This is a genomic window from Geobacillus sp. GHH01, assembly GCF_000336445.1.
GTDB lineage: Bacteria > Bacillota > Bacilli > Bacillales > Anoxybacillaceae > Geobacillus > Geobacillus zalihae.
Map to the genome: position 1 here is coordinate 3,076,782 of NC_020210.1, position 18,979 is coordinate 3,095,760.

An 18,979-nucleotide genomic window follows, 5' to 3' on the forward strand; every position below is an offset into this window, starting at 1 on the left:
TTACATTTAGACAAAAAATACGGAGCCCCCTAACACAGCAGGACTCCTTTTTTGGAGCGGCTCATTTCTCAAACAGACGGCGGAAGCAGTGGCCAACGCTCACCCTTCATCCTCCCACAAGTTAAGCAGGTTCATCCGTTCGCCGTCCGTTTTCGGCATCGCCAGCGGCTCACTCTGCCTCTCCTCCTTTTCCAACAACGACGACAATAAGCGCACCGCCTCCGCAATATGCCTTCCTTTGTTCAACATGATGCATTGCGCCTGTTTTCCAAGAAAAACATCCGAGATTTCCGCGCGCGACGGAATTCCCTTTTTCGCCATTTGTTCAAGCACTTGCGTCGCCCAAATGACCGGGATGTGAGCCGCCCGGCATAGCGCCAAAACGTCGTTCTGTGCGGCCGCAAGATGTTCAAATCCAATCTCCAGGGCCAAATCGCCGCGCGCAATCATCACACCAAACGCCGGAAACTTCAATCCCTCAAGCAAGATGCGAACGAAGTTATGAAGCGCCGCCCGCGTTTCGATTTTCGCGATCACCGGGAGAGAACCAGCCCCTTGTTCGGCAAGCAAATGATAAAGCTTTCGCAGGTCATGAGGGGCCTGAACAAACGACAGCCCGACGATATCCGCCCATCTCGCGATGAACGGAATCCATTCAAGGTCGCGGTCGGTGAGCGGCGGAACAGTCAAATGGAGAAACGAATCGGGAAGATGGATGCCCGTTCCTTGCTTAATCGCTTTTCGCTTTCCGCCATCGGCAACGACTTTGGCCTCTACATGCCGCTCGTGCACTTTCACGACCCGCGCTGCAATTTGGCCGTCGTTCAAATAAAGGCGGTCTCCCGCCCGCACATTGCGCCACGCTTTCGCCAACGTCGTCGTCATTTTCACACCGCAGCCATTCTGCGCCTGTGCAAACGCAGCGTCATCGAAATAAATATACAGCGGTGTACCGACCGTGACAAACGCTTTCATTGGAATGAACAAAACAGAACATAGAGTGAAAGAAGCCGACCCGCGCCGCAGTTTCATCCCTTTTTGCACATAGGCCGTCCGCGAAAGAAGAACTTTAAAACAAGACGGCGCGATTTGTTCAGTGACCCGAAGTTTTCGTTTTTTTCCGCGCACATCGGTAAACAGCAGTTCATCCCCTTCTTCGACGGTCGCTCCGTCCTCAGCCGTCAACTGCCACAAGAATGAAACATCGCGGGGGAGCGGAGACGGCGGCGGGGAAGAAGAGAAGGAAATGAGGCCGAAGAGCGGCTCCATTGGCTCTCCATATAGATTTTTCTTCACAGAGAGCTTCATCGGCCCCGCGTTGACCGCCAAGCGGTCGACCCGGATTTTTGGCCCCGGCAGATCCATGTAAATGCGGCATCGCCTCCCCTGCAGCTGTTGCTCCAACTGCTTCTCGGCTTGACGAATGATGGCCACGAGCGCCTCCCACGTTTCCGGAGAACCGTAGGCGCAGTTGATGCGGGCGATGTCCATGCCATAAAGAAGCAGCCGCTCGATCAGCCCCGGCTCATCCACCCATGCCTCGTCCATCGTCACCATAATGCGTGTCGGCCGAACAGAACTTGGGCTTCCGAACACTGCCTCCGCCCGTTTATGAAGCAACTGTTTCGCTTCCTTTCTTGTCATCTTTCGAAGCTCCCATCCGCCATCAACCCGCGTGCGCAAATATGCCAAAACTTGTTCGATCGCGTCGATGAGATGAGCCTCTTGCCCCTCGAGCCGCCATCCGGCGTCTTCCATCGCTTCACGCAAATCCGACGGCATGTGCTCCCTCATATATAAACAAGCAAGCAACTGATCCCGGCTCTCTTCATGGGATGGAAGAGGAAAATACTTCTGCTTTTGTCCCACCCACTCCGCCATCCCTCGGTAAAAGGCGGCCAAGCGGGCGCCCAAATCTCGTTTGTCGTGCATCAGCGGCACCAACCCTTGTGAAAAATGCGGTTTTACTTTTATATATTCGCCGCCGCCCCAAATGAGGACAGAAAAAAACCGGCGCCATTCGCCGGTTGAATGCGACAGAAACAGGAAGCCGTTTTTTCGGTATATTATTTTTGCACGACAATTTTCATCCCGCATTGACAAAGCAGCGAATGTTTCAGCCGCCGCAACGGCTGACCGCACTGTTCACAAACGGCCGGTTTATTCACGCGTTTCCTCCCCTTTGCTGCGTGTTTGGTATCTATTATACACCCATGATTATTTAAAGTAAATACAAAATGATAATAATTATAAATAATGAGCAGATCATTTGGACTCTTTTTCTATTTGTGATAAGGTAATAATAGTGCCAATATTCAAAAGAAGGAGGCGGTCACGATGTACGACATCGCCATCATCGGCGCCGGGCCTGCGGGGGCAAGCGCTGCGATCTTCGCCGCCAAAGCCGGGAAGAAAACGGTCTTGTTTGACAGCGACAAAGGCATGACAAAGCGCGCTTGGGTGGAAAACCATTACGGGGTTCCGGAAATCAGCGGCCCGGAATTGGTGGAAACCGGGAAAAAGCAAGCCGCAAAATTCGGGGCGGAATTGGTGGAAACGCAAGTGACAAATGTGCAAAAAACAGACGGGGGATTCCGCCTCGAAACGGAAAACGGCTCCTTTGAGGCGAAACACGTCATTTTCGCCACCGGCGTCGCCACGGATCTGGCGGAAAAAATCGGCCTGCGCACCAAACCGGGCACGGAGCCGCGCATTAAAACGGTGATTGACGTCGACGCCAATGGCAAAACGAACATCGACGGCATTTGGGCGGCAGGGACGGTGGCCGGCGTCAGCGTTCATACGATCATCACAGCGGGCGACGGGGCGAAAGTCGCCATCAACGTCATCAGCGAACTGAACGGCGAACGGTACGTTGATCACGATGTATTGAAAAAATAACAACGAAGGTGTCCCAAACAGCGGGACACCTTTTCTAATAGCGCCATGGAAACGGCCGGGACGCAAGATGACGGGCTGAACTGCCTGTTGCGTCGTACCCGCATCGACATAGCGGCCCCGATCCATCCAAGGGCGCTTATTGTCCAATGCTCCGGTACTTCCCTTCAAAAAACAAGAGCGGGTCGCCCGGTTCGTCTTTCATCAAAATATCGGTCACTTCCCCAAAGTAAAGCGTATGATCGCCGGCCACGTACGTGCTGTGGACGTTGCATAAAATATTCGCCAACGCCTCCGGCAAAATCGGATGGCCGTTCACCCAATCAAACGAAACGGGGCGCTCTTCTTTCAACTGGCCGGCAAACAAGCGCGACAACTCCTCTTGATCGCGCCGCAAAATGTTGACGGCAAATTTCCCCGTTTGCTTGACAATGTCATGCATTCGCGCTTTATGGCCAATGGAGACGACGACAAGTTTCGGGTCGAGCGAAACGGACATAAACGCGTTCGCCGTCATTCCTTTCGCTTCCCCTTGAAATTCGGTCGTCACGACCGTCACGCCGGTCGCAAATTTTCCCATGGCTCTGCGAAATGTACGATCATCCATACGTTTCTCCCATCCTTCCCTTTTCGTCATCCAGCAGCCCTACGCCTTCAGCTGGCGGTTGGGCGGCTTTCCTTCTTGATGTTTCCACACGACGGGCGCTTCGTCCGACATCTTGCCTCTATGGCTAGGCCCCATTCATGCCGAAATGAGGGTCAAATCTACCCCCATCATAGCAGAAATAGGGGAAAGAAACAACGACGATATACGGCTGTCATCGGCGGCCCGCCGCTCCAAGGTACGCCTCTGCCACCCGCTCATCGGCAAGCAGCTCGGCGGCCTTCCCGTGCACCACGATGCTTCCCCGTTCCAACACATACGCCTCATCCGCTGTCTGCAGGGCGGCACGCACGTTTTGCTCGACAAGAATCATGGCCGTCTGAAATTGATCGCAGAGCTGTGTCAGCATCCCCATCACTTCCTTGACCACAAGCGGCGCCAGCCCTAACGATGGTTCGTCAAGCAAGAGCAGCTTCGGTCTCGCCATCAGCCCGCGGGCGATCGCCAGCATTTGCTGTTCGCCGCCGCTTAATAGTCCTCCCGGACGGTCGAGCATCGTTTGCAGTTTCGGGAACAGTTCAAGCACCCGCTCATAGTCGCGCTTCACTTCCTGTCCGTCGCGGCGGTGGCGGCGGTACGCCCCCAGCAGCAAGTTATCCCTCACGGACAGACTGTCAAAAATTTGCCGCCTCTCCGGCACAAGGCAAATACCTTTTTCAACAATTTGCTCCACCTTTCCGTATGGAAGCGGTTTATGTTCAAAAAGAATCTCCCCTTCGGTTGGAGCGTAGACGCCGGCGATCGTGCCGAGCAGCGTGCTTTTGCCCGCCCCGTTGGCTCCGACAATCGCCACGATTTCTCCTTCGCCGACGTGCAAATCGATCCCTTTCAATACGTGCAAATGGCCGTGGTGGACATGAACGCTGCGAAGCACAAGCATCAGACCGCCTCCTCTCCCAAATACGCCTTGAGGACATCCGGATGCCGCGCAATTTCTTCCGGCGCCCCTTCGGCGATTTTTTTGCCATAATCGAGGACAACGATCCGGTCGGCGATCGCCATCACCGTTTCCATATCATGTTCCACGAACAAAAAGGTAAAGCCTTGTTCCCTCATCGCCAGCAACACATCAACGAGCTGCTTGGATTCTTGCGGGTTCAGCCCGGCCATCGGTTCGTCAAGCAAAATGAGCGAAGGACGAGACACAGCCGCCCGAGCGATTTCCACGAGCCGCTGCATCCCATATGGCAGCGTGCCCGCCCGCTCCCAGGCGAGATGGACCAAACCGACCTGCTCGAGGCAGGAAAACGCCTGTTTCTGCGCTTGCTTTTCTTCTTTCACCGTACGCGGCAGCCGAAAGCCGGCGCTGAGGATTCCGCCCGTCAACCGTGTATGAAAGCCGACCATCACATTTTCCAATACTGTCATCTCGGCAAACAGCTGCAAGTTTTGAAACGTCCTTGTCATTCCCAGCATCGCCAACTCGTGCGGTTGTTTGCCGCTGACCATGGCTCCTTGAAAACGAACGAGACCACTCGTCGGCGGAATAATGCCGCTGATCATATTGAACAAGGTCGTTTTGCCCGCCCCGTTCGGCCCGATCACCGCGACGATTTCTTCTTTTTTCACGTGAAAGGACACGTTCTGCACCGCCTGAACGCCGCCAAACGACTTGGACAATTGCTCCACTTCGAGCAACACTGCGCTCATCCCCGCTCCCCTCCGATCGAACGCGCCTTATGCCTCTCAACTGTGGCTACCTGCTTCTCTTGACGTCCGCCCATTTCAAAAAAGCGCCGCATCCTCTTTTGCATCACACCCGTCAACCCGTTCGGCATATAAATCAACATGACCACCAACAACAAGCCAAAAAAGACAATTTCAAACTCTCCACCGGCATTCGGAAGCAACAGCGGGACAACGGCTTTGAGCCATTCTCCTAAACAAACATAGACGGCCGCGCCGACGAGCCCGCCCCACACATGGGCCGATCCACCGATCACCACCATAATCAAAAAGGAAATCGACGGGACGATGCCGAATAAGTCCGGATTGATAAACGTAACATAATGGGCGTATAAGCTCCCGGCAATCGAAGCATAGACAGCGCTGAGCATAAAGATTTGCAGCTTGTATTTCATAATGTTCACCCCAAGCGAACTTGCCGCCACTTCACTTCCATGAATCGCCCGCAGCGCCCTTCCGACCCGGGAGCGGACAATATTATGGGCAAACCATAACCCGGCCAGAACAAACAACGAAACGAGGTAGTAAAACTGGAGATCGCTTTGCAACGGAACCCCAGCTATACGGATCGGGGGAATGCCAAAAAAGCCATTTAACCCTCCCGTGATCCCTTTCCATTCTTTAAAGAACGTAAACATAATGACACCGAATCCTAACGTCGCCAACGCCAAATAATGCTCACGCAGCCGAAAAACTGGAATGCCGACCACAAGCGCCACCAATGCAGCCAAAACCGCGCCGGCAGCCAGCGCCAGCCAGGACGGCCATCCCGCATGCGCGGTCAAATAGGCGGACGCATAAGCGCCGATGCCGTAAAACGCCGCCTGACCGAGCGAAATTTGGCCCGCATATCCCATCAACAGCGTCATCCCTGTGCTCACGAGCGCGTACAGCCCGATGAGAATCAGAGTGCTTAGCACGTAGTTATTGCCGAAGACGAGCCAGGGGAGACCGAGCCAGACAGCTGCGCCGGCAAGGAACAACCATCGTTTCCGCCCATCCGCCATTTGTTGAACGCGCTCCATCTGTCCGCCCCCCTTACACCCGTTTTCCTGTCATCTTGGCAAACAGCCCGTTCGGCATGAACAACAGCACAAGCAACAACAGCCCAAAGCTGATCGCTTCTTTGTACCCCGAGGACAAGTATCCTTCCGCAAATGATTCAAGCAGCCCAACGAGAAACGCACCGGCGATCGCCGCCGGGGCGTTCGTCAATCCCCCGACAACGGCGGCGATGAACGCCTTCAGCCCGATCATCATCCCCATATCATAGGAGGCGCCCGAAATCGGGGCGATGACGGTTCCCGCGAGCGCCCCCAGACCGGCGCTGACGGCCATGGCCCCAAGCGACATTTTGCGGATGTCAATTCCCATCAACCGAGCGGCAAACGGGTTGATGACGCAGGCCGCCACCGCCTTGCCGATGTACGTTCGGTGAAAAAACAGATGCAAGGCGGCAAAACTTGCGAGCGAAATGACAATCGCCCAGACGCTTTGCCATTGGATGACCGCTCCAAACACCTCAAGCGCTCCATGGCCCGTAAAGGGGCGCAGCGCGTATGGATCCGTCCCCCAAACGAGCAGGGCAAATCCGCGAAACACAAACGAAACGCCGATTGTGATAATAATGAGCACGGCGACAGGCGAACGGCGCGCCGGCTGAATCGCCAGCCGTTCAAACAACGCGCCGACGGCCATAACAGCAAGCATGCTCAAGCCGATGGCCGCGGCAAACGGCACGCCATTATTGACCAACGTAATGCAAAACAACGCCCCCAACATAGCGAAATCGCCTTGAGCCAAATTTAAAATGCCGGTCACGCTGTACGTAATGACAAATCCGAGCGCCACCAACGCGTAAATGCTGCCGACCGTCAGCCCGGAAAACAGCAGCTGCACAAACTGGCTCCACGCTTCCATGCCCCGTCCCTCCTTCAACGGTTAGGTGGAACAAAAGGGAATTAGCGACCTCATTCCCTGTTTACTGCTCGGCGAGCACAAACTTTCCGTCTTGAATTTGCACCATCACCAAACTGTCGGCGTCAAGCCCTGTATGGTCGTCTTTCGACATATGGAAGACGCCCGAAATGCCGATAAATTTTCTTGTATTCTCCAGAACCGACCGTATTTTCTCTTGATCCGCGCCGCCCTCCTTGATCGCATTGACCAATAAATGGAACGCATCCCACGCATGTCCGCCAAACGTTGTCGGGGCATAGCCGTACGCTTTCTCAAACTGTTCTTTGTATTTTAGCAGCGTTTCTTTTTGCGGGTCGCTGTCCGGAAGCTGATCGGCCACTAAAATGCGCCCGGCAGGGAACCATACGCCGTTGGCCGCCTCCCCGGCCAAGTCGATAAAGCTTTTCGTGCCGATGCCGTGGCTTTCCACAATCGGCGCCTCAATGCCCAACTGGCGGATGTTTTTCGTGACGACCGCCGATTCCTGCGCCGTTCCCCATACGATAATGGCTTGCGGATTCGCTTTTTTCACCTTTGTCAACATCGCTTTCGCGTCATCGACCGTCGCCTCAAATTCCTCTTCGATGACGGCTTTCACCCCATATTCCGGGGCATAATGCACAAACTCTTCATGCCCGCTTGTTCCGTATGCATTGGCGACGTTCAGCCAAGCGACGTTCGTCCATCCTTTTTCCTTTAAAAAACCAAGCAGCTTCTGAATGACGATATTGTCCCCTTGAGCGGTTTTAAATGTCCAATGACGCGAGGATCCATCGCTTGGGTTGACGATTTGTTTGCTTGCGGCGAGGGAAATGTACGGAATGCCTGCTTTTTCAATGAGTGGAATCATGGCTAAGGAGTTGCCGCTGATCGTGCCGCCGATGATGGCCGTCACTTTGTCTTGTTCGATGAGTTTTTTCGTGGATAATACGGCCTCGTTTTGGTTGGACTTGTCATCATAGGCAATCAGCTTAATTTTCTTTCCATCAATGCCGCCTTGCTTGTTCCATTGCTCAACGAGCATTTTGACCGTCTCCATCTCCGGTTTGCCAAGCGGGGCCGCCCCGCCGGAAGCCGAAAAAATGGCGCCAATTTTGATTTCATCCTCTCCTCCCGATGTCGCCGTCTTCCCACAGGCGGCAAGGAACATGAGCAATAATGCCGCCATCAATAGAGACATTCCTTTTTTCATCTTTTTTGCCCCCTTTTATATTGACAACGCTTTCAAATCATCGTTCTCCCGCCAGGCCTCCACCCGGCGGAAGAAGATCAGCGCCGCCGCTTAAACGCTTCGGCGGTGTTGATTTTGTGTTGACGGACGTATTGTTCGATTTCATGCGGCGGCGCCTGTTCATGCAACAGACGGATGATCTCTCGATGTTCTTCGATCGATGCTTTCGCCCGCTGCGGGACAAACGTAAATCCGTACACGCGGATGCGCTTCATCCGCTGCCAAATTTGCTTGATTTGCTCTTCGAGGTAGGCGTTGCCGCAATGGGCGTAAATCAAGGAATGAAATTCATAGTTCAGCTCGCTGAACCGTTCCAGCTCCAGCTCTTCAAGCGCCCGCTCCATCCGTTCGTTCAACCGCTCAAGCTCGTTGATCGCCTCCTTCGTCAAATTGGCGGAGCCAAGCGCGGTCGCATAGCCTTCCAGCACAGCCAACACCGACAGCGTCTCGATATATTCTTTCTCGTTGATGTTGCTCACAACGGCGCCTGTATACGGCTTAAATTCGACAAGCCCTTCCGCCTCGAGCTGGCGGATCGCCTCGCGCACCGGGATGCTGCTGAGTCCAAGCTCGCGGGCGATTTGATCGATGACGACGCGGTATCCCGGGCCATAGACGCCGTTTTCAATGCGGGAAAGAATATACTCGTAAGCCAATTGGGTTTTGTTTTTCGCTTTCGTTTCCATACGTTTATCATATACTAGATCATATACATTGACTAGTCGTTATGCCTGTTCGGCAGACAAGGCGGTCGGTTTCTCCCCCTTGCCGAACGCGGGGATCGGCGGATCGCCGACGGCGACGTGGACGACTTGCACTTCCGTATAGAAATCAAAGCTGTAATGCCCACCTTCGCGGCCGATGCCGCTGTATTTCGTCCCGCCAAACGGGATGCGCAAATCGCGGACGTTCGGCGAGTTGACCCACGCCATCCCGCTTTCGATCGCTTGGGCGACGCGGTGGCCGCGCTTCATATCGTTCGTCCAGACGTATGCCGCCAGCCCGTATTTCACATCGTTCGCCAGCCGTATCGCCTCTTCTTCATCCGCAAAGGACATGACCGCCATGACCGGTCCGAAAATCTCTTCCTGCGCCACCCTCATGCCGTTATGGCAACCAAGCAGCAACGTTGGCGGCACAAAATTGCCTTTTTCCAATCCTGTTGGAACGCTGGGGGCATAGACGTCCGCCCCTTCTTGCTTGGCGATGTCAATATAGCGGTTCACCCTCTCCCAATGATCGCGGTGAATGAGCGGACCGAGTTCAGTCGCCGGGTTCATCGGGTCGCCGATGACGATGCGGTCGACGCGCTCTTTCAGCCGGGCGACAAATTCGTCGTAAATCGACTGTTCAAGCAAAAGCCGCGAGTTGGCCGTGCACCGTTCGCCATTGAGCGAAAACATCCCCCAAACCGCCGCATCGAGCGCCCGTTCGAGATCCGCATCGGCGAACACAATGAGCGGCGACTTGCCGCCGAGCTCCATCGATGTTTTTTTCAACGTTGCGGCGCTGTTGCGGATAATTTCCATGCCGGTCGTCGTCTCGCCGGTAAACGAGATGAGGCGCACATCCGGGTGGGCAACCAACGCGGCGCCCGCCGTTTCGCCAAACCCGTGCACGACGTTGAACACCCCGCGAGGCAGCCCGGCTTCATCGATGATTTCCGCCAGTTTATTCGCCGTCAACGGCGACCATTCGGCCGGCTTCAAGACGACGGTGTTGCCGGTCGCCAGCGCGGGAGCCACCTTCCACGTTTCCAGCATAAATGGCGTATTCCACGGCGTGATGAGCCCGGCGACGCCGACTGGTTTATAAACGGTATAGTTTAAAAACTGTCCATTCACATGGTACGCCTCGCCGACAAGGCGCGTCTTCACCATTTCCGCGTAAAAGCGGAAGTTTTCCGCCGCGCGGGCGGCTTGCTTTTTCGCCTGGCTGATCGGAATGCCGGTGTCAAGCGCTTCTAAATAGGCGATGTCGTCCGCATACTGCTCAATCAAGTCAGCAATGCGGAAAAGGTAACGAAGACGCCGTTCGACCGACATTGTCCGCCACGGCCCGTGATCAAACGCCTCCTTTGCCGCCCGGACCGCTGCGTCGATGTCTTCTTTCCGCCCTTCGGCCACTTCGTTGATCGGTTCGTTCGTAAACGGATTGATGTTGTCGAAATACGCACCGGCTGCCCCTTCCATAAACTGCCCATTGATATAATGAAGCACTTTTGGTTGCACTGCCATTCGTTTCCCCCTCCCGCTATGTCCGATAACGCGCATGAATGTTGTTGTGTTTATACGTCCCCGCCTCGTTGAATTCATACAGCTCAAGCGACAGCGCCAAATAGCGTTTGGCGAACAGCGGGGCGAAATGGTCTTTCATCACGGCAAACAGCTCGTCGCCGACTTCTTTTTTCACCTGTTCCGGACGCCCGGCGCCGATTTTCAGCGTCCCGTGCACAAACGCATCGTCTTCGGCCCCATCAGCCACATAGTACTCGTCAAGCCGAATGGCGCGCGAGCGGATGCCGCCGACGGGAAACCAATCGCTCCGCTTGATCAACACGCGGTGAATTTTTCCAAGCAAGCCGCGAATATCGGCCTCTTCGCCGAGATTGGCCGTGTATTCCAAAATAAAGTGTGGCATCATTCCTCCTCCTTTGGCTAGACGATGTAATTGATCAGCCGGCCGATGCGTTCGATTTCGGCCACGACTTCATCGCCGGGCTGGACGTTCACCGCCCCTTTCGGCGTGCCGGTCAAAATCACGTCGCCAGGCGCGAGCGTCATGAATTCGGTGATGTACTCAAGCAAATACGGGATCGAAAAAATCATATCGCCCGTATATCCTTCCTGCACAACCGCCCCATTGACATACGTCCGCAAACGAAGCGCCATCGGATCGCCGACTTCCTCATGGCTGACGATCCACGGGCCTAGCGGCGTCGTCCGGTCGCGGTTTTTGACGCGGAAATTCGGCCGGTAGTAATTTTCCAAGTAGTCGCGAACAGCGTAATCGTTGGCAATCGTGTAACCGAAAATGTAGTCGTACGCCCGTTCCGCCCTCACCCGGCTGGCCGGGCGGCCGATGACGACCGCGAGCTCGCATTCATAATGCATCATGTTGACCCCCTCCGGGCGAACGGTTCGGCCGCGATGGCCGATGAGCGTATTTTTCCCTTTGAAAAATAAAAGCGGCTCTTTCGGCGCAACAAAAGACAATTCGCCGGCATGCTCGGCATAATTCAATCCAAGCGCCACGATCACTCCCGGCTCCACCGGGGGAAGCCACATCACGTCAAGCTCCCCGACGATCGTTCCGTCCGGCAGGCGGAGGCGGCCATCGTCGAGCGGCTCGGCTTCGGTCACGATTCCGTTCCAGGCCACACGCGCCCGCCTCATCATTCATCGCCTCCTTGTTCCAGGGCGATTTCATTTTCCAACACACCGATCCTTTCGATTTCGATGCGCACCACATCTCCTGCTGTAACAAGCGGCGCATCGGCCGGCCAGCTGAAAAACAGCACATCGCCTGGGTAAAGGGTCATAAATTCGGTCACCTCAGCAAGCCATTGTTCGACTGGAAGGCGAAAGCGGCTCGGGTCTGCACGCTGGACGAGGTGTCCGTTCACATATACGTGTGCGGCGAGCGAAAAGAGCGGCGACGCTTCCTCTTTCGGCACGATCCACGGGCCGACTGGGGCGAACCCGTCGCGCGCCTGCTCCTTCACCGCCGGGCGGTGCCGCTGCTCGTGTGGAATCGACAGATCATTCACGATCGTATAGCCGAATACAAAATCGAGCGCCTGCTCGCGCCGCACGCGCGCCGCCGTCCGCCCGATCACCAGCCCGAGCGCCGGAGCAGCCTGAAGATGCTTCACCCCACGAGGCAGAAGCACCAGACGCCGATGGGCGTTGATGGTGTTTGCCGGCTTCATATACAGCACCGGGCCTTCCGGCGGCTTTTCATACGGCGGGGCGTTCATCTCTTTTGACAGCGCCGCCCACTCCTTTCCATCATTCAGCGCCACCCCGTACATCGCCCCGCCAATAGGCGCGTCCCATTCCAATTCATCAATGCGGTGCGTCAGCCCGCCAAACGACACCGTCCCGCCGCGCGGATCCGCCTTTGCCTCAATCGTCCGCCTCATGCCGGCCAGGCGCAAGCGCACATTCGCCATCATGTATCCTCCTCATCTGTATCGATGCCATTTGAAGCTTTACCATTTGCAGCTTTACCGAGCATTTGATCGCGCTTTGGCGTGACGGAGGCAAGCCACAGGCTTGCCTTCGACAGTCAAAAATGGATGAGCCACTTTTCCGTCAAGGATATGTTAAACGATTTCGTTGCATCTAATATGCCTGTTGCCAGGCGTGTTGGTGAACCAATCAAAACCAGTTGAGAAAGCATTGTTCCCGGCTTTTCTGCCGCCGTCGGCAAGCGGTTCGCTTGCCGACGGAGCGTGCAGCTGCATGGTGCTTTATTTTCGGGAAGCAACGGATCATCAACACTCGTGACCGGTTGCACGTGCTTGTTTTATGTCGCTTTTTGCATTTCTTCGTCCTGCGTCTCTTCAGCCAGCAACCCGTATTTGACGAGCGTGCGGCGGATTTGCCGCTGATGCTCTTCGCTTGGCAAATCGAGCGGCAGCCGGAGCTTCGGGGTGATTTTCCCCATCATCCCGAGCGCCGCTTTCACCGGACCTGGATTTGTTTCAATGAACAGCACATCATTGAGCTCCATCAGTTCAAAATGAAGATCTTGCGCACGCTTGATGTCGCCTTCAAACCAAGCGTCGTGCAGCTCGGCCACTTTATGCGGCACGACGTTCGCCGTCGCGCTGATCGATCCGGCGCCGCCGATCGCCAGCATCGGATAGCACAAAAGCTCGATGCCGGAAAAGAGAAGAAAATCGCGCCCGCAGTGCCAAAGCACTCGGTTCACATGTTCAAAATCTTTGTTTGACTCCTTCACGCCGATAATGTTCGGACAATCTTCGGCCAGCCGCGCCAACGTTTTGACTTCCAAATTGACCGCCGTCCGCCCCGGAATGTTGTAGACGATGATCGGAATGTCGACCGCCTCGGCCACCGCCTTAAAATGTTTATACAGTGCAGCTTGAGACGGACGGTTGTAATACGGGACGATGACCATTGCGGCATCAGCTCCAATCTCTTGCGCAAATTTGGTCAGCTCGATCGTTTCCGCATGGTTGGTCGAGCCCGTCCCCGGCACGAACGGCACCCGACCCGCCACCGCTTTTTTCGCCGTTTCCATCACCTGTTTTCGCTCTTCAAGCGTCAGCGAGCTCGGCTCTCCCGACGTTCCCGTGACGGAAATGCCGTGCGTGCCGCTTTCAATATGCCAATCGATGAGCGCGGCGAGCGCCGCAAAATCAACGTTTCCTTCCTCATCAAACGGCGTGACGACCGGCGCGATCGAGCCGCGCAGCCGTTCTTTCGCCTCGCGGTATGCCATCCCCTTGCCCCCTATTGACTTTATTTTTCTGAATCTTATTTATATTGTACACATTATCATATATGAAATCAACGATAAAATCATATATAATCTTGATCCCGAAAACCGCGAGCAGAAGGGCGGCGGTCTTCTTCTAAATCAGGAAGGTCGGTTTCTGCTTCGCCAATGTCGGTTCGTTCGGCTCGATCGGCTGACCGCTGTGAACGTCAAGAACGACAGACGCCTCTTCAAACCAGCTGTCCGGCGCCGCATGCCCCCAGAACGTTTGCCGGCGCGGATCATCCAAATCCCAGCGGATCGGCGGAAAATCGGGGTCACTCGTCAAATAATCGCCGTTATACAGCTCAATTCGGTGGCCATCCGGGTCGCGCAAATAGACAAAGAAGGCGTTCGACAATCCGTGGCGGCCCGGCCCGCGTTCAATGTTTGCCGCATATCCGGACGCCGCCAGCACATCGCACGCATGGATGAGGCTGAGCGGGTCCGGCAGCCAAAACCCGATATGGTGAAGGCGCGGCCCTTTTCCGTTCATCAGCGCCAAATCGTGGACGTTTTGCTTCCGGTGCAGCCATGCCGCCCACAGCTTCCCATCTTCCGTTTCCGTATACTCCGAGCAGGCAAAGCCCAATCCTTGGACATAAAAGTCGTACGCGCGTTGAACGTCCGTCACCGCGCAGTTGAAATGGTCAATGCGCTGCACACGGGCGCCGCGGTATACGTCATACCGCTGCAAAAGCCGCTCTGTTTTCTCCATGTGGGCAAAAAACTCAAGCGGCAGCCCGGACGGATCTTGCACGCGAAACGCTCTCCCGACGGCGTGCTGGCTTCCTGCTTCCAGCCATTTCGGCTGCAGCGTTTGCGCCGCAAACCATTCATAAAGCGCTTCCAATTGCTGTTCGGAACCGACTTTGTAGCCAAGCGCTTCAACCGCAGGGCGGGGCGCCTTTTTCAATAGAAGGCTATGATGATGATATTCTTCCAGCCCCCGCAAATACAGATGGCTCTCATCCGCTTCCGTCACGACAAACCCAAGCACCCGTTCGTAAAAATCGCGGGCGGCGGCCAAATCGGTCACATGCAGCACCGCGCGGGCGCAGCGAATAATAGAAAATTTCACCATCCTTCTCCCCTTTCGATCAAATTCAACTCCATTTGCACTGTCACCGCTGGGTGTCAGAAGGAATGAACACGCTTTTGGCGCCGCGCAGAAATTCACGCACGAACTGTTGATACGGCTCTTTTTCATATGCGTCGAAATACGCCATCCCCATCCGAACGGGATCGCCGAAAAAGTAATATTCGTAATGCGTCTGCCGGGCTCCGAACGCGCTCATCGTGAGATCCCAGGCGAGCCGGAACAGCTGAACGCGCTCATAGCCGTCCACCGTCGCCCCTTGCATCGCGCGGCGGACGATATCGCCAATTTCTTCGTTGTCAAAGTCGGCTTCCGTCGGAATCGCCATCATGCCCGATGCCCCTAAAATGCGAATGATTTCCGCCAGGCGCGGATAAATGCGCGGATACCAGTTGCGCGCGGCATCAAGCGCGGCAAAATCCGGCGTCATCGTCCCCCATCGGTCTGGCTTGGCGTTATGCTCAGCCCGGTACAGGTGGCTCTTCATCGTCTCCAAGACGAGCATGATTTCCGCCCCTTTATCTTTCACATGCTGGAATTCGCCGATGCCGATGGCTTCGATCAGACAAAGGGTGACGCCAAGCAAAAACTCCGTTTTGACGATGTTTTTTGCCACCACTTGATGGGACATATGAATGACCGCATTCGTCTCTCGGAACGTCCGGTTGCAAATCGACGAATTGCCGCAAACAAACACGCGCTCCCACGGCACAAACACGTTTTCAAACGAAACGATGGCATCGCCCTCTTCAAAGCGGGACGCCAGCGGATGGTCCCACGAACTCCGCCCGTAGTCAAACGCCTCGCGGCAAATGAACTTCACGCCCGGCGTATTGTTCGGAATGGCAAAGGCGAGCGCGTACGGGTCTTCACCAGCTGTCGATTTTTTCACGGTCGATGGAAACACTAAAATTTCGTCCGTAATCCCGCCTTGCGTCGCCAACAGACGGATGCCGCTGACGATGATCCCGTCTTTTCGCCGTTCCACCAAATGGAGCGGCACATCGGCATCGTTTTGTTCATGAAGCGCCTTGGCGCGATTCATTTGCGGATGGATGAGCGTGTGCGTCAAGCTGATGTCGTTTTCACGCGCGTACTCATAGTAGTTTTTCGCGTTTTCGGCAAACATCGGATCATCTTCGGCAAATAGATCATTGGCGACGCCCATGGCCATGACTTCCGCGTTTAAATAATCGGGAGAACGGCCCATCATCCCCGCCGACATACGCGCCCATTCTTGCGTCGCCTCGCGGCGGGCGATGAGCTCGTCAATGGTTGTCGGCTGAATGAACGTCATGCCGACGAGTTGCCCGGTTGTCGGCGACCGGTACAACATTTTCTCCGGCTTTTCATATTGCCGGTCGTAAAGCGCCGCCATCGAACGGACGACGTTGCAAAACGCCGGATGAACGGTGACATCCTCCACTTTTTCCCCGTGGATGTACACGCTGCTTTTCGCCCGCTTGAGCCGCTCCATATACTCCTGACCTGTTTTGGCCGGCATTTTCATTCCCCCCGTTTTCACGTATAATAGATAAGGAAGCGCTATCATTCAGAATGTTCAAAATTAATATAACATATGATTTCATATATGAAAAATACAAAAATGATCAACCATCCTATACGAAAAAGATATGGAAGCAAGAGAGGAGGCACGACCATGATCGATGTGAAGCAGCTGAAATACTTCATCACGATTGCCGAAGAGGGGCAAATCACGAAAGCGGCGCAAAAGCTTCATATCGCCCAGCCGCCGCTCAGCCAGCAGCTGAAGCAGCTCGAAGAAGAGCTCGGCGTTCCTTTATTTGATCGAAAGGCGAAAAAAATGGAGCTCACCGCACCAGGCAAAGCGTTTTACGAAAAGGCGAAACGGCTGCTCGCCCAGCTTGATGACGCCGTGGCGGAAGTAAAAGAAATCGAAGAGGGAACGGCGGGAACGCTGTCGATCGGCTGCGTCAAATCGTGCTTTTACTATTTGGCCCAAGCAATCCGTCACTTCCATGAACAAGCTCCGAACGTGACCTTTCATCTCCGTGAAGGAGATACATTTTCCATTTGTCAGCTGCTTTACGAGCGGCGCATTGACATCGGCATCGTCCGCCTGCCGATCGACTCGGCTGATTACGACGTCATCCGTCTGCCCGGCGAACGTTATGTCGGCGTGTTGCCGGCGCAATGGAAAACCGGCCAACCCTCATTATGCATGCGCGATTTTGCGGATTGGCCGCTTCTCCTTCTCCACCGGGTGCACGGCGCCGGACAGTACGAGCGGGTCATCGAGGAATGCCGCCGTCATGGCTTTGAACCGAACGTTCTATGCGAATGCCCGGACGCGACCATATTGCTCTCCCTTGTCGCCCAAGGCCTCGGGGCCACCATTGTGCCGCAATCCACCGTAGCCTTGTTTCGCCTCCCTGGCATCAAGGTGCTGGAGATCATCGACTCTTCGATGACAGCGGAAGCCGCCGCCATCCTCGACCGACAACGGTATTTGCCGAAAAGCGCCCGAACATTCCTCGACGTGCTCCAAACCGTTGCCGCCCGCGCCGCCGGTGAACAACATGAAGAAAGATAGCGATTCCTCCAATCGTGGACGCTCAAGGGAAACGTCATGCCCTCGTTGCGCCGTCCTTTTTGTTCAATGACCTGCTTTTCAAAAAATGAGGCGCCGTTGGGCGCCTCATCACAACCCTGCCGACCGCTGCAGCCGCTTGGCGATTTCGAAAAAATCTTCGGCCGAAATCCCGGGGGCGAATTCTTCCGGCACTTCGTCCAAATCGGGGATCGCCCCCCCTTGGGGCGCTCCTTCGACCACCTCGAGCGGCTGTCCATCGCTTGGATGGGTTCCTTGCCAAATGCGGACGATTTCTTTGTAATAGCGATCGCTGAACGTATAAAGCCGGCGGTGGACGCCTTGATCCTCATACTTTCTCGCCTCGTCGAACACACGGTTATCCAACTTCGGGATCGGCAGCAGTTTCGTCACATCGACCCCCGTAGCCACTTCGATCGCTTTGGCGTACGCCAAAATATGAACGCCCCCGCGCACAAGCAAGTAGCCGATCATCTCGCGGGCGGTAGGGTGGTCCGTCATTTCATAGACGCGCATTTTATGCGTGCGCGCTCCGCATTCAAGGAAAAAGTTGTGAAGCAAATCCAAAATCAAGTTGCCGCTGTTGAACACGTACTCCCCCGTCCACGCCTTCCCCATCGAATCGCCGGGAAACGCCGTCTGCGCCGTCGCGATAAAATGATACGTATTGCGCTTGTCTTTCGCATCCTTCATCGGCGCTGTATCCGGATCACCTGGATGGGTGGAGCCGGTCAAGCAAAGGTTGATCGCATTGGACACGAGCTCCACATGGCCAAACTCTTCGGCGGTGATGCTCGCCACCAACTCGTAAAACGGGCGCAGCTTCTGTTTTTGCCGAAAATTGAATGACTGAAACAAATAATTGTTTAACGTCGACATTTCTCCGAAACGGCCGCCAAGCAGCTCCTGGACAGCGGCAGCCGCATTGGGGTCCGCGTACTTCGGCTTCGGCAATTCGATCGCCAGCCGGTCGATCCGCTGAAATACCACGACTCTTTTCCTCCTCTCCATTAATTGCTGAGGCGAACAGACACCACTTGCGCCAAGCGGATGTAATAAACCGCCTGATGCGCCGAGATGACGATATGGTCCGGCTTCACATCCCTCACAGTTCCTTGGATCGAACCGCGGACTGTTTCCACCACCACTTCTTTGCCGTTCAAAGCTTGGAAAGCGTGGTACACATACGGGTCAACCAGAGCAATGAGCTGCGGTGACGAAGCATGGGACGCGTAGGGCTGGTTCATTCTCATTTCCTCCCTTTTGATGCGTTGAAGAAGATTCCCTTTTTATCCATATGCCGCCCCCGTGCCGAACATGACAAAAAAACCCAACGTCGAG

The 18,979-nt window shown here is 55.2% G+C and carries 19 protein-coding genes; 2 read left to right on the forward strand and 17 right to left on the reverse strand.

Going from position 1 to position 18,979, the window contains the following annotated elements:
- Positions 1–99: 99 nt before the first annotated feature.
- Positions 100–1,932: a pyruvate kinase gene (locus GHH_RS15245; protein ID WP_015375758.1), complete on the reverse strand. Its 1,833-nt coding sequence runs from the start codon at positions 1,930–1,932 to the stop codon at positions 100–102.
- 405 nt (positions 1,933–2,337) lie between these two features.
- On the opposite strand from GHH_RS15245, the gene GHH_RS15250 reads away from it, so the two are divergent.
- A complete protein-coding gene (locus tag GHH_RS15250; protein WP_015375759.1) occupies positions 2,338–2,901 on the forward strand; it encodes an FAD-dependent oxidoreductase in 564 nt (187 codons plus the stop codon).
- Positions 2,902–3,037: 136 nt separating this feature from the next.
- Here the strand turns inward: GHH_RS15250 and GHH_RS15255 are convergent, their stop codons facing one another.
- The 14 genes from GHH_RS15255 to hpaB all read right to left on the reverse strand — a co-directional run bounded on the left by GHH_RS15255 (position 3,038) and on the right by hpaB (position 16,549).
- Positions 3,038–3,505, reverse strand: coding sequence for a flavin reductase family protein (locus GHH_RS15255; RefSeq protein ID WP_013524562.1), 468 nt, complete (start codon positions 3,503–3,505; stop codon positions 3,038–3,040).
- Positions 3,506–3,716: 211 nt separating this feature from the next.
- On the reverse strand, positions 3,717–4,442 hold the full coding sequence (locus tag GHH_RS15260) for an ABC transporter ATP-binding protein (protein ID WP_015375760.1): 726 nt from the start codon (positions 4,440–4,442) through the stop codon (positions 3,717–3,719).
- Positions 4,442–5,212: an ABC transporter ATP-binding protein gene (locus GHH_RS15265; protein ID WP_015375761.1), complete on the reverse strand. Its 771-nt coding sequence runs from the start codon at positions 5,210–5,212 to the stop codon at positions 4,442–4,444. The genes GHH_RS15260 and GHH_RS15265 overlap by 1 nt, the downstream gene beginning before the upstream one ends.
- Positions 5,209–6,273: a branched-chain amino acid ABC transporter permease gene (locus GHH_RS15270; RefSeq protein WP_015375762.1), complete on the reverse strand. Its 1,065-nt coding sequence runs from the start codon at positions 6,271–6,273 to the stop codon at positions 5,209–5,211. Before GHH_RS15270 ends, GHH_RS15265 begins: the two co-directional genes overlap by 4 nt.
- A 13-nt stretch (positions 6,274–6,286) precedes the next feature.
- Positions 6,287–7,168 carry a branched-chain amino acid ABC transporter permease gene (locus GHH_RS15275; RefSeq protein ID WP_015375763.1) on the reverse strand — a complete coding sequence of 294 codons (882 nt, stop codon included), beginning with the start codon at positions 7,166–7,168 and terminating at the stop codon, positions 6,287–6,289.
- A 61-nt stretch (positions 7,169–7,229) separates the two neighbouring features.
- Entirely contained in the window at positions 7,230–8,399 is a 1,170-nt protein-coding gene (locus tag GHH_RS15280) for an ABC transporter substrate-binding protein (RefSeq protein ID WP_015375764.1), read from the reverse strand.
- Between the two features lie 77 nt (positions 8,400–8,476).
- Complete coding sequence (locus tag GHH_RS15285) at positions 8,477–9,124, reverse strand: GntR family transcriptional regulator (protein ID WP_015375765.1); 648 nt, start codon at positions 9,122–9,124, stop codon at positions 8,477–8,479.
- 39 nt (positions 9,125–9,163) lie between these two features.
- Positions 9,164–10,675: a 5-carboxymethyl-2-hydroxymuconate semialdehyde dehydrogenase gene (gene hpaE / locus GHH_RS15290; RefSeq protein ID WP_015375766.1), complete on the reverse strand. Its 1,512-nt coding sequence runs from the start codon at positions 10,673–10,675 to the stop codon at positions 9,164–9,166.
- A gap of 16 nt (positions 10,676–10,691) precedes the next feature.
- On the reverse strand, positions 10,692–11,078 hold the full coding sequence (locus tag GHH_RS15295; RefSeq protein ID WP_013144279.1) for a 5-carboxymethyl-2-hydroxymuconate Delta-isomerase: 387 nt from the start codon (positions 11,076–11,078) through the stop codon (positions 10,692–10,694).
- A gap of 17 nt (positions 11,079–11,095) precedes the next feature.
- Positions 11,096–11,836: a fumarylacetoacetate hydrolase family protein gene (locus GHH_RS15300; RefSeq protein ID WP_015375767.1), complete on the reverse strand. Its 741-nt coding sequence runs from the start codon at positions 11,834–11,836 to the stop codon at positions 11,096–11,098.
- Complete coding sequence (locus GHH_RS15305; RefSeq protein WP_015375768.1) at positions 11,833–12,612, reverse strand: fumarylacetoacetate hydrolase family protein; 780 nt, start codon at positions 12,610–12,612, stop codon at positions 11,833–11,835. Before GHH_RS15305 ends, GHH_RS15300 begins: the two co-directional genes overlap by 4 nt.
- A 356-nt stretch (positions 12,613–12,968) precedes the next feature.
- Positions 12,969–13,910 (reverse strand): 2,4-dihydroxyhept-2-ene-1,7-dioic acid aldolase, encoded by a 942-nt coding sequence (hpaI, locus tag GHH_RS15310; protein WP_015375769.1) that lies wholly within the window; start codon positions 13,908–13,910, stop codon positions 12,969–12,971.
- Between the two features lie 133 nt (positions 13,911–14,043).
- The gene (gene hpaD, locus GHH_RS15315) at positions 14,044–15,027 is read right to left on the reverse strand and encodes a 3,4-dihydroxyphenylacetate 2,3-dioxygenase (RefSeq protein WP_015375770.1); all 984 of its coding nucleotides are present in this window, start codon (positions 15,025–15,027) and stop codon (positions 14,044–14,046) included.
- Positions 15,028–15,070: 43 nt separating this feature from the next.
- Positions 15,071–16,549, reverse strand: coding sequence for a 4-hydroxyphenylacetate 3-monooxygenase, oxygenase component (hpaB, locus tag GHH_RS15320; RefSeq protein WP_015375771.1), 1,479 nt, complete (start codon positions 16,547–16,549; stop codon positions 15,071–15,073).
- 156 nt (positions 16,550–16,705) lie between these two features.
- On the opposite strand from hpaB, the gene GHH_RS15325 reads away from it, so the two are divergent.
- On the forward strand, positions 16,706–17,620 hold the full coding sequence (locus GHH_RS15325) for a LysR family transcriptional regulator (RefSeq protein ID WP_015375772.1): 915 nt from the start codon (positions 16,706–16,708) through the stop codon (positions 17,618–17,620).
- 108 nt (positions 17,621–17,728) lie between these two features.
- On the opposite strand, the gene GHH_RS15330 is transcribed toward GHH_RS15325, so the two are convergent.
- Complete coding sequence (locus tag GHH_RS15330) at positions 17,729–18,628, reverse strand: manganese catalase family protein (RefSeq protein ID WP_014196698.1); 900 nt, start codon at positions 18,626–18,628, stop codon at positions 17,729–17,731.
- A 20-nt stretch (positions 18,629–18,648) separates the two neighbouring features.
- Positions 18,649–18,885, reverse strand: coding sequence for a YuzF family protein (locus GHH_RS15335; RefSeq protein WP_013144273.1), 237 nt, complete (start codon positions 18,883–18,885; stop codon positions 18,649–18,651).
- Positions 18,886–18,979 lie beyond the last annotated feature (94 nt).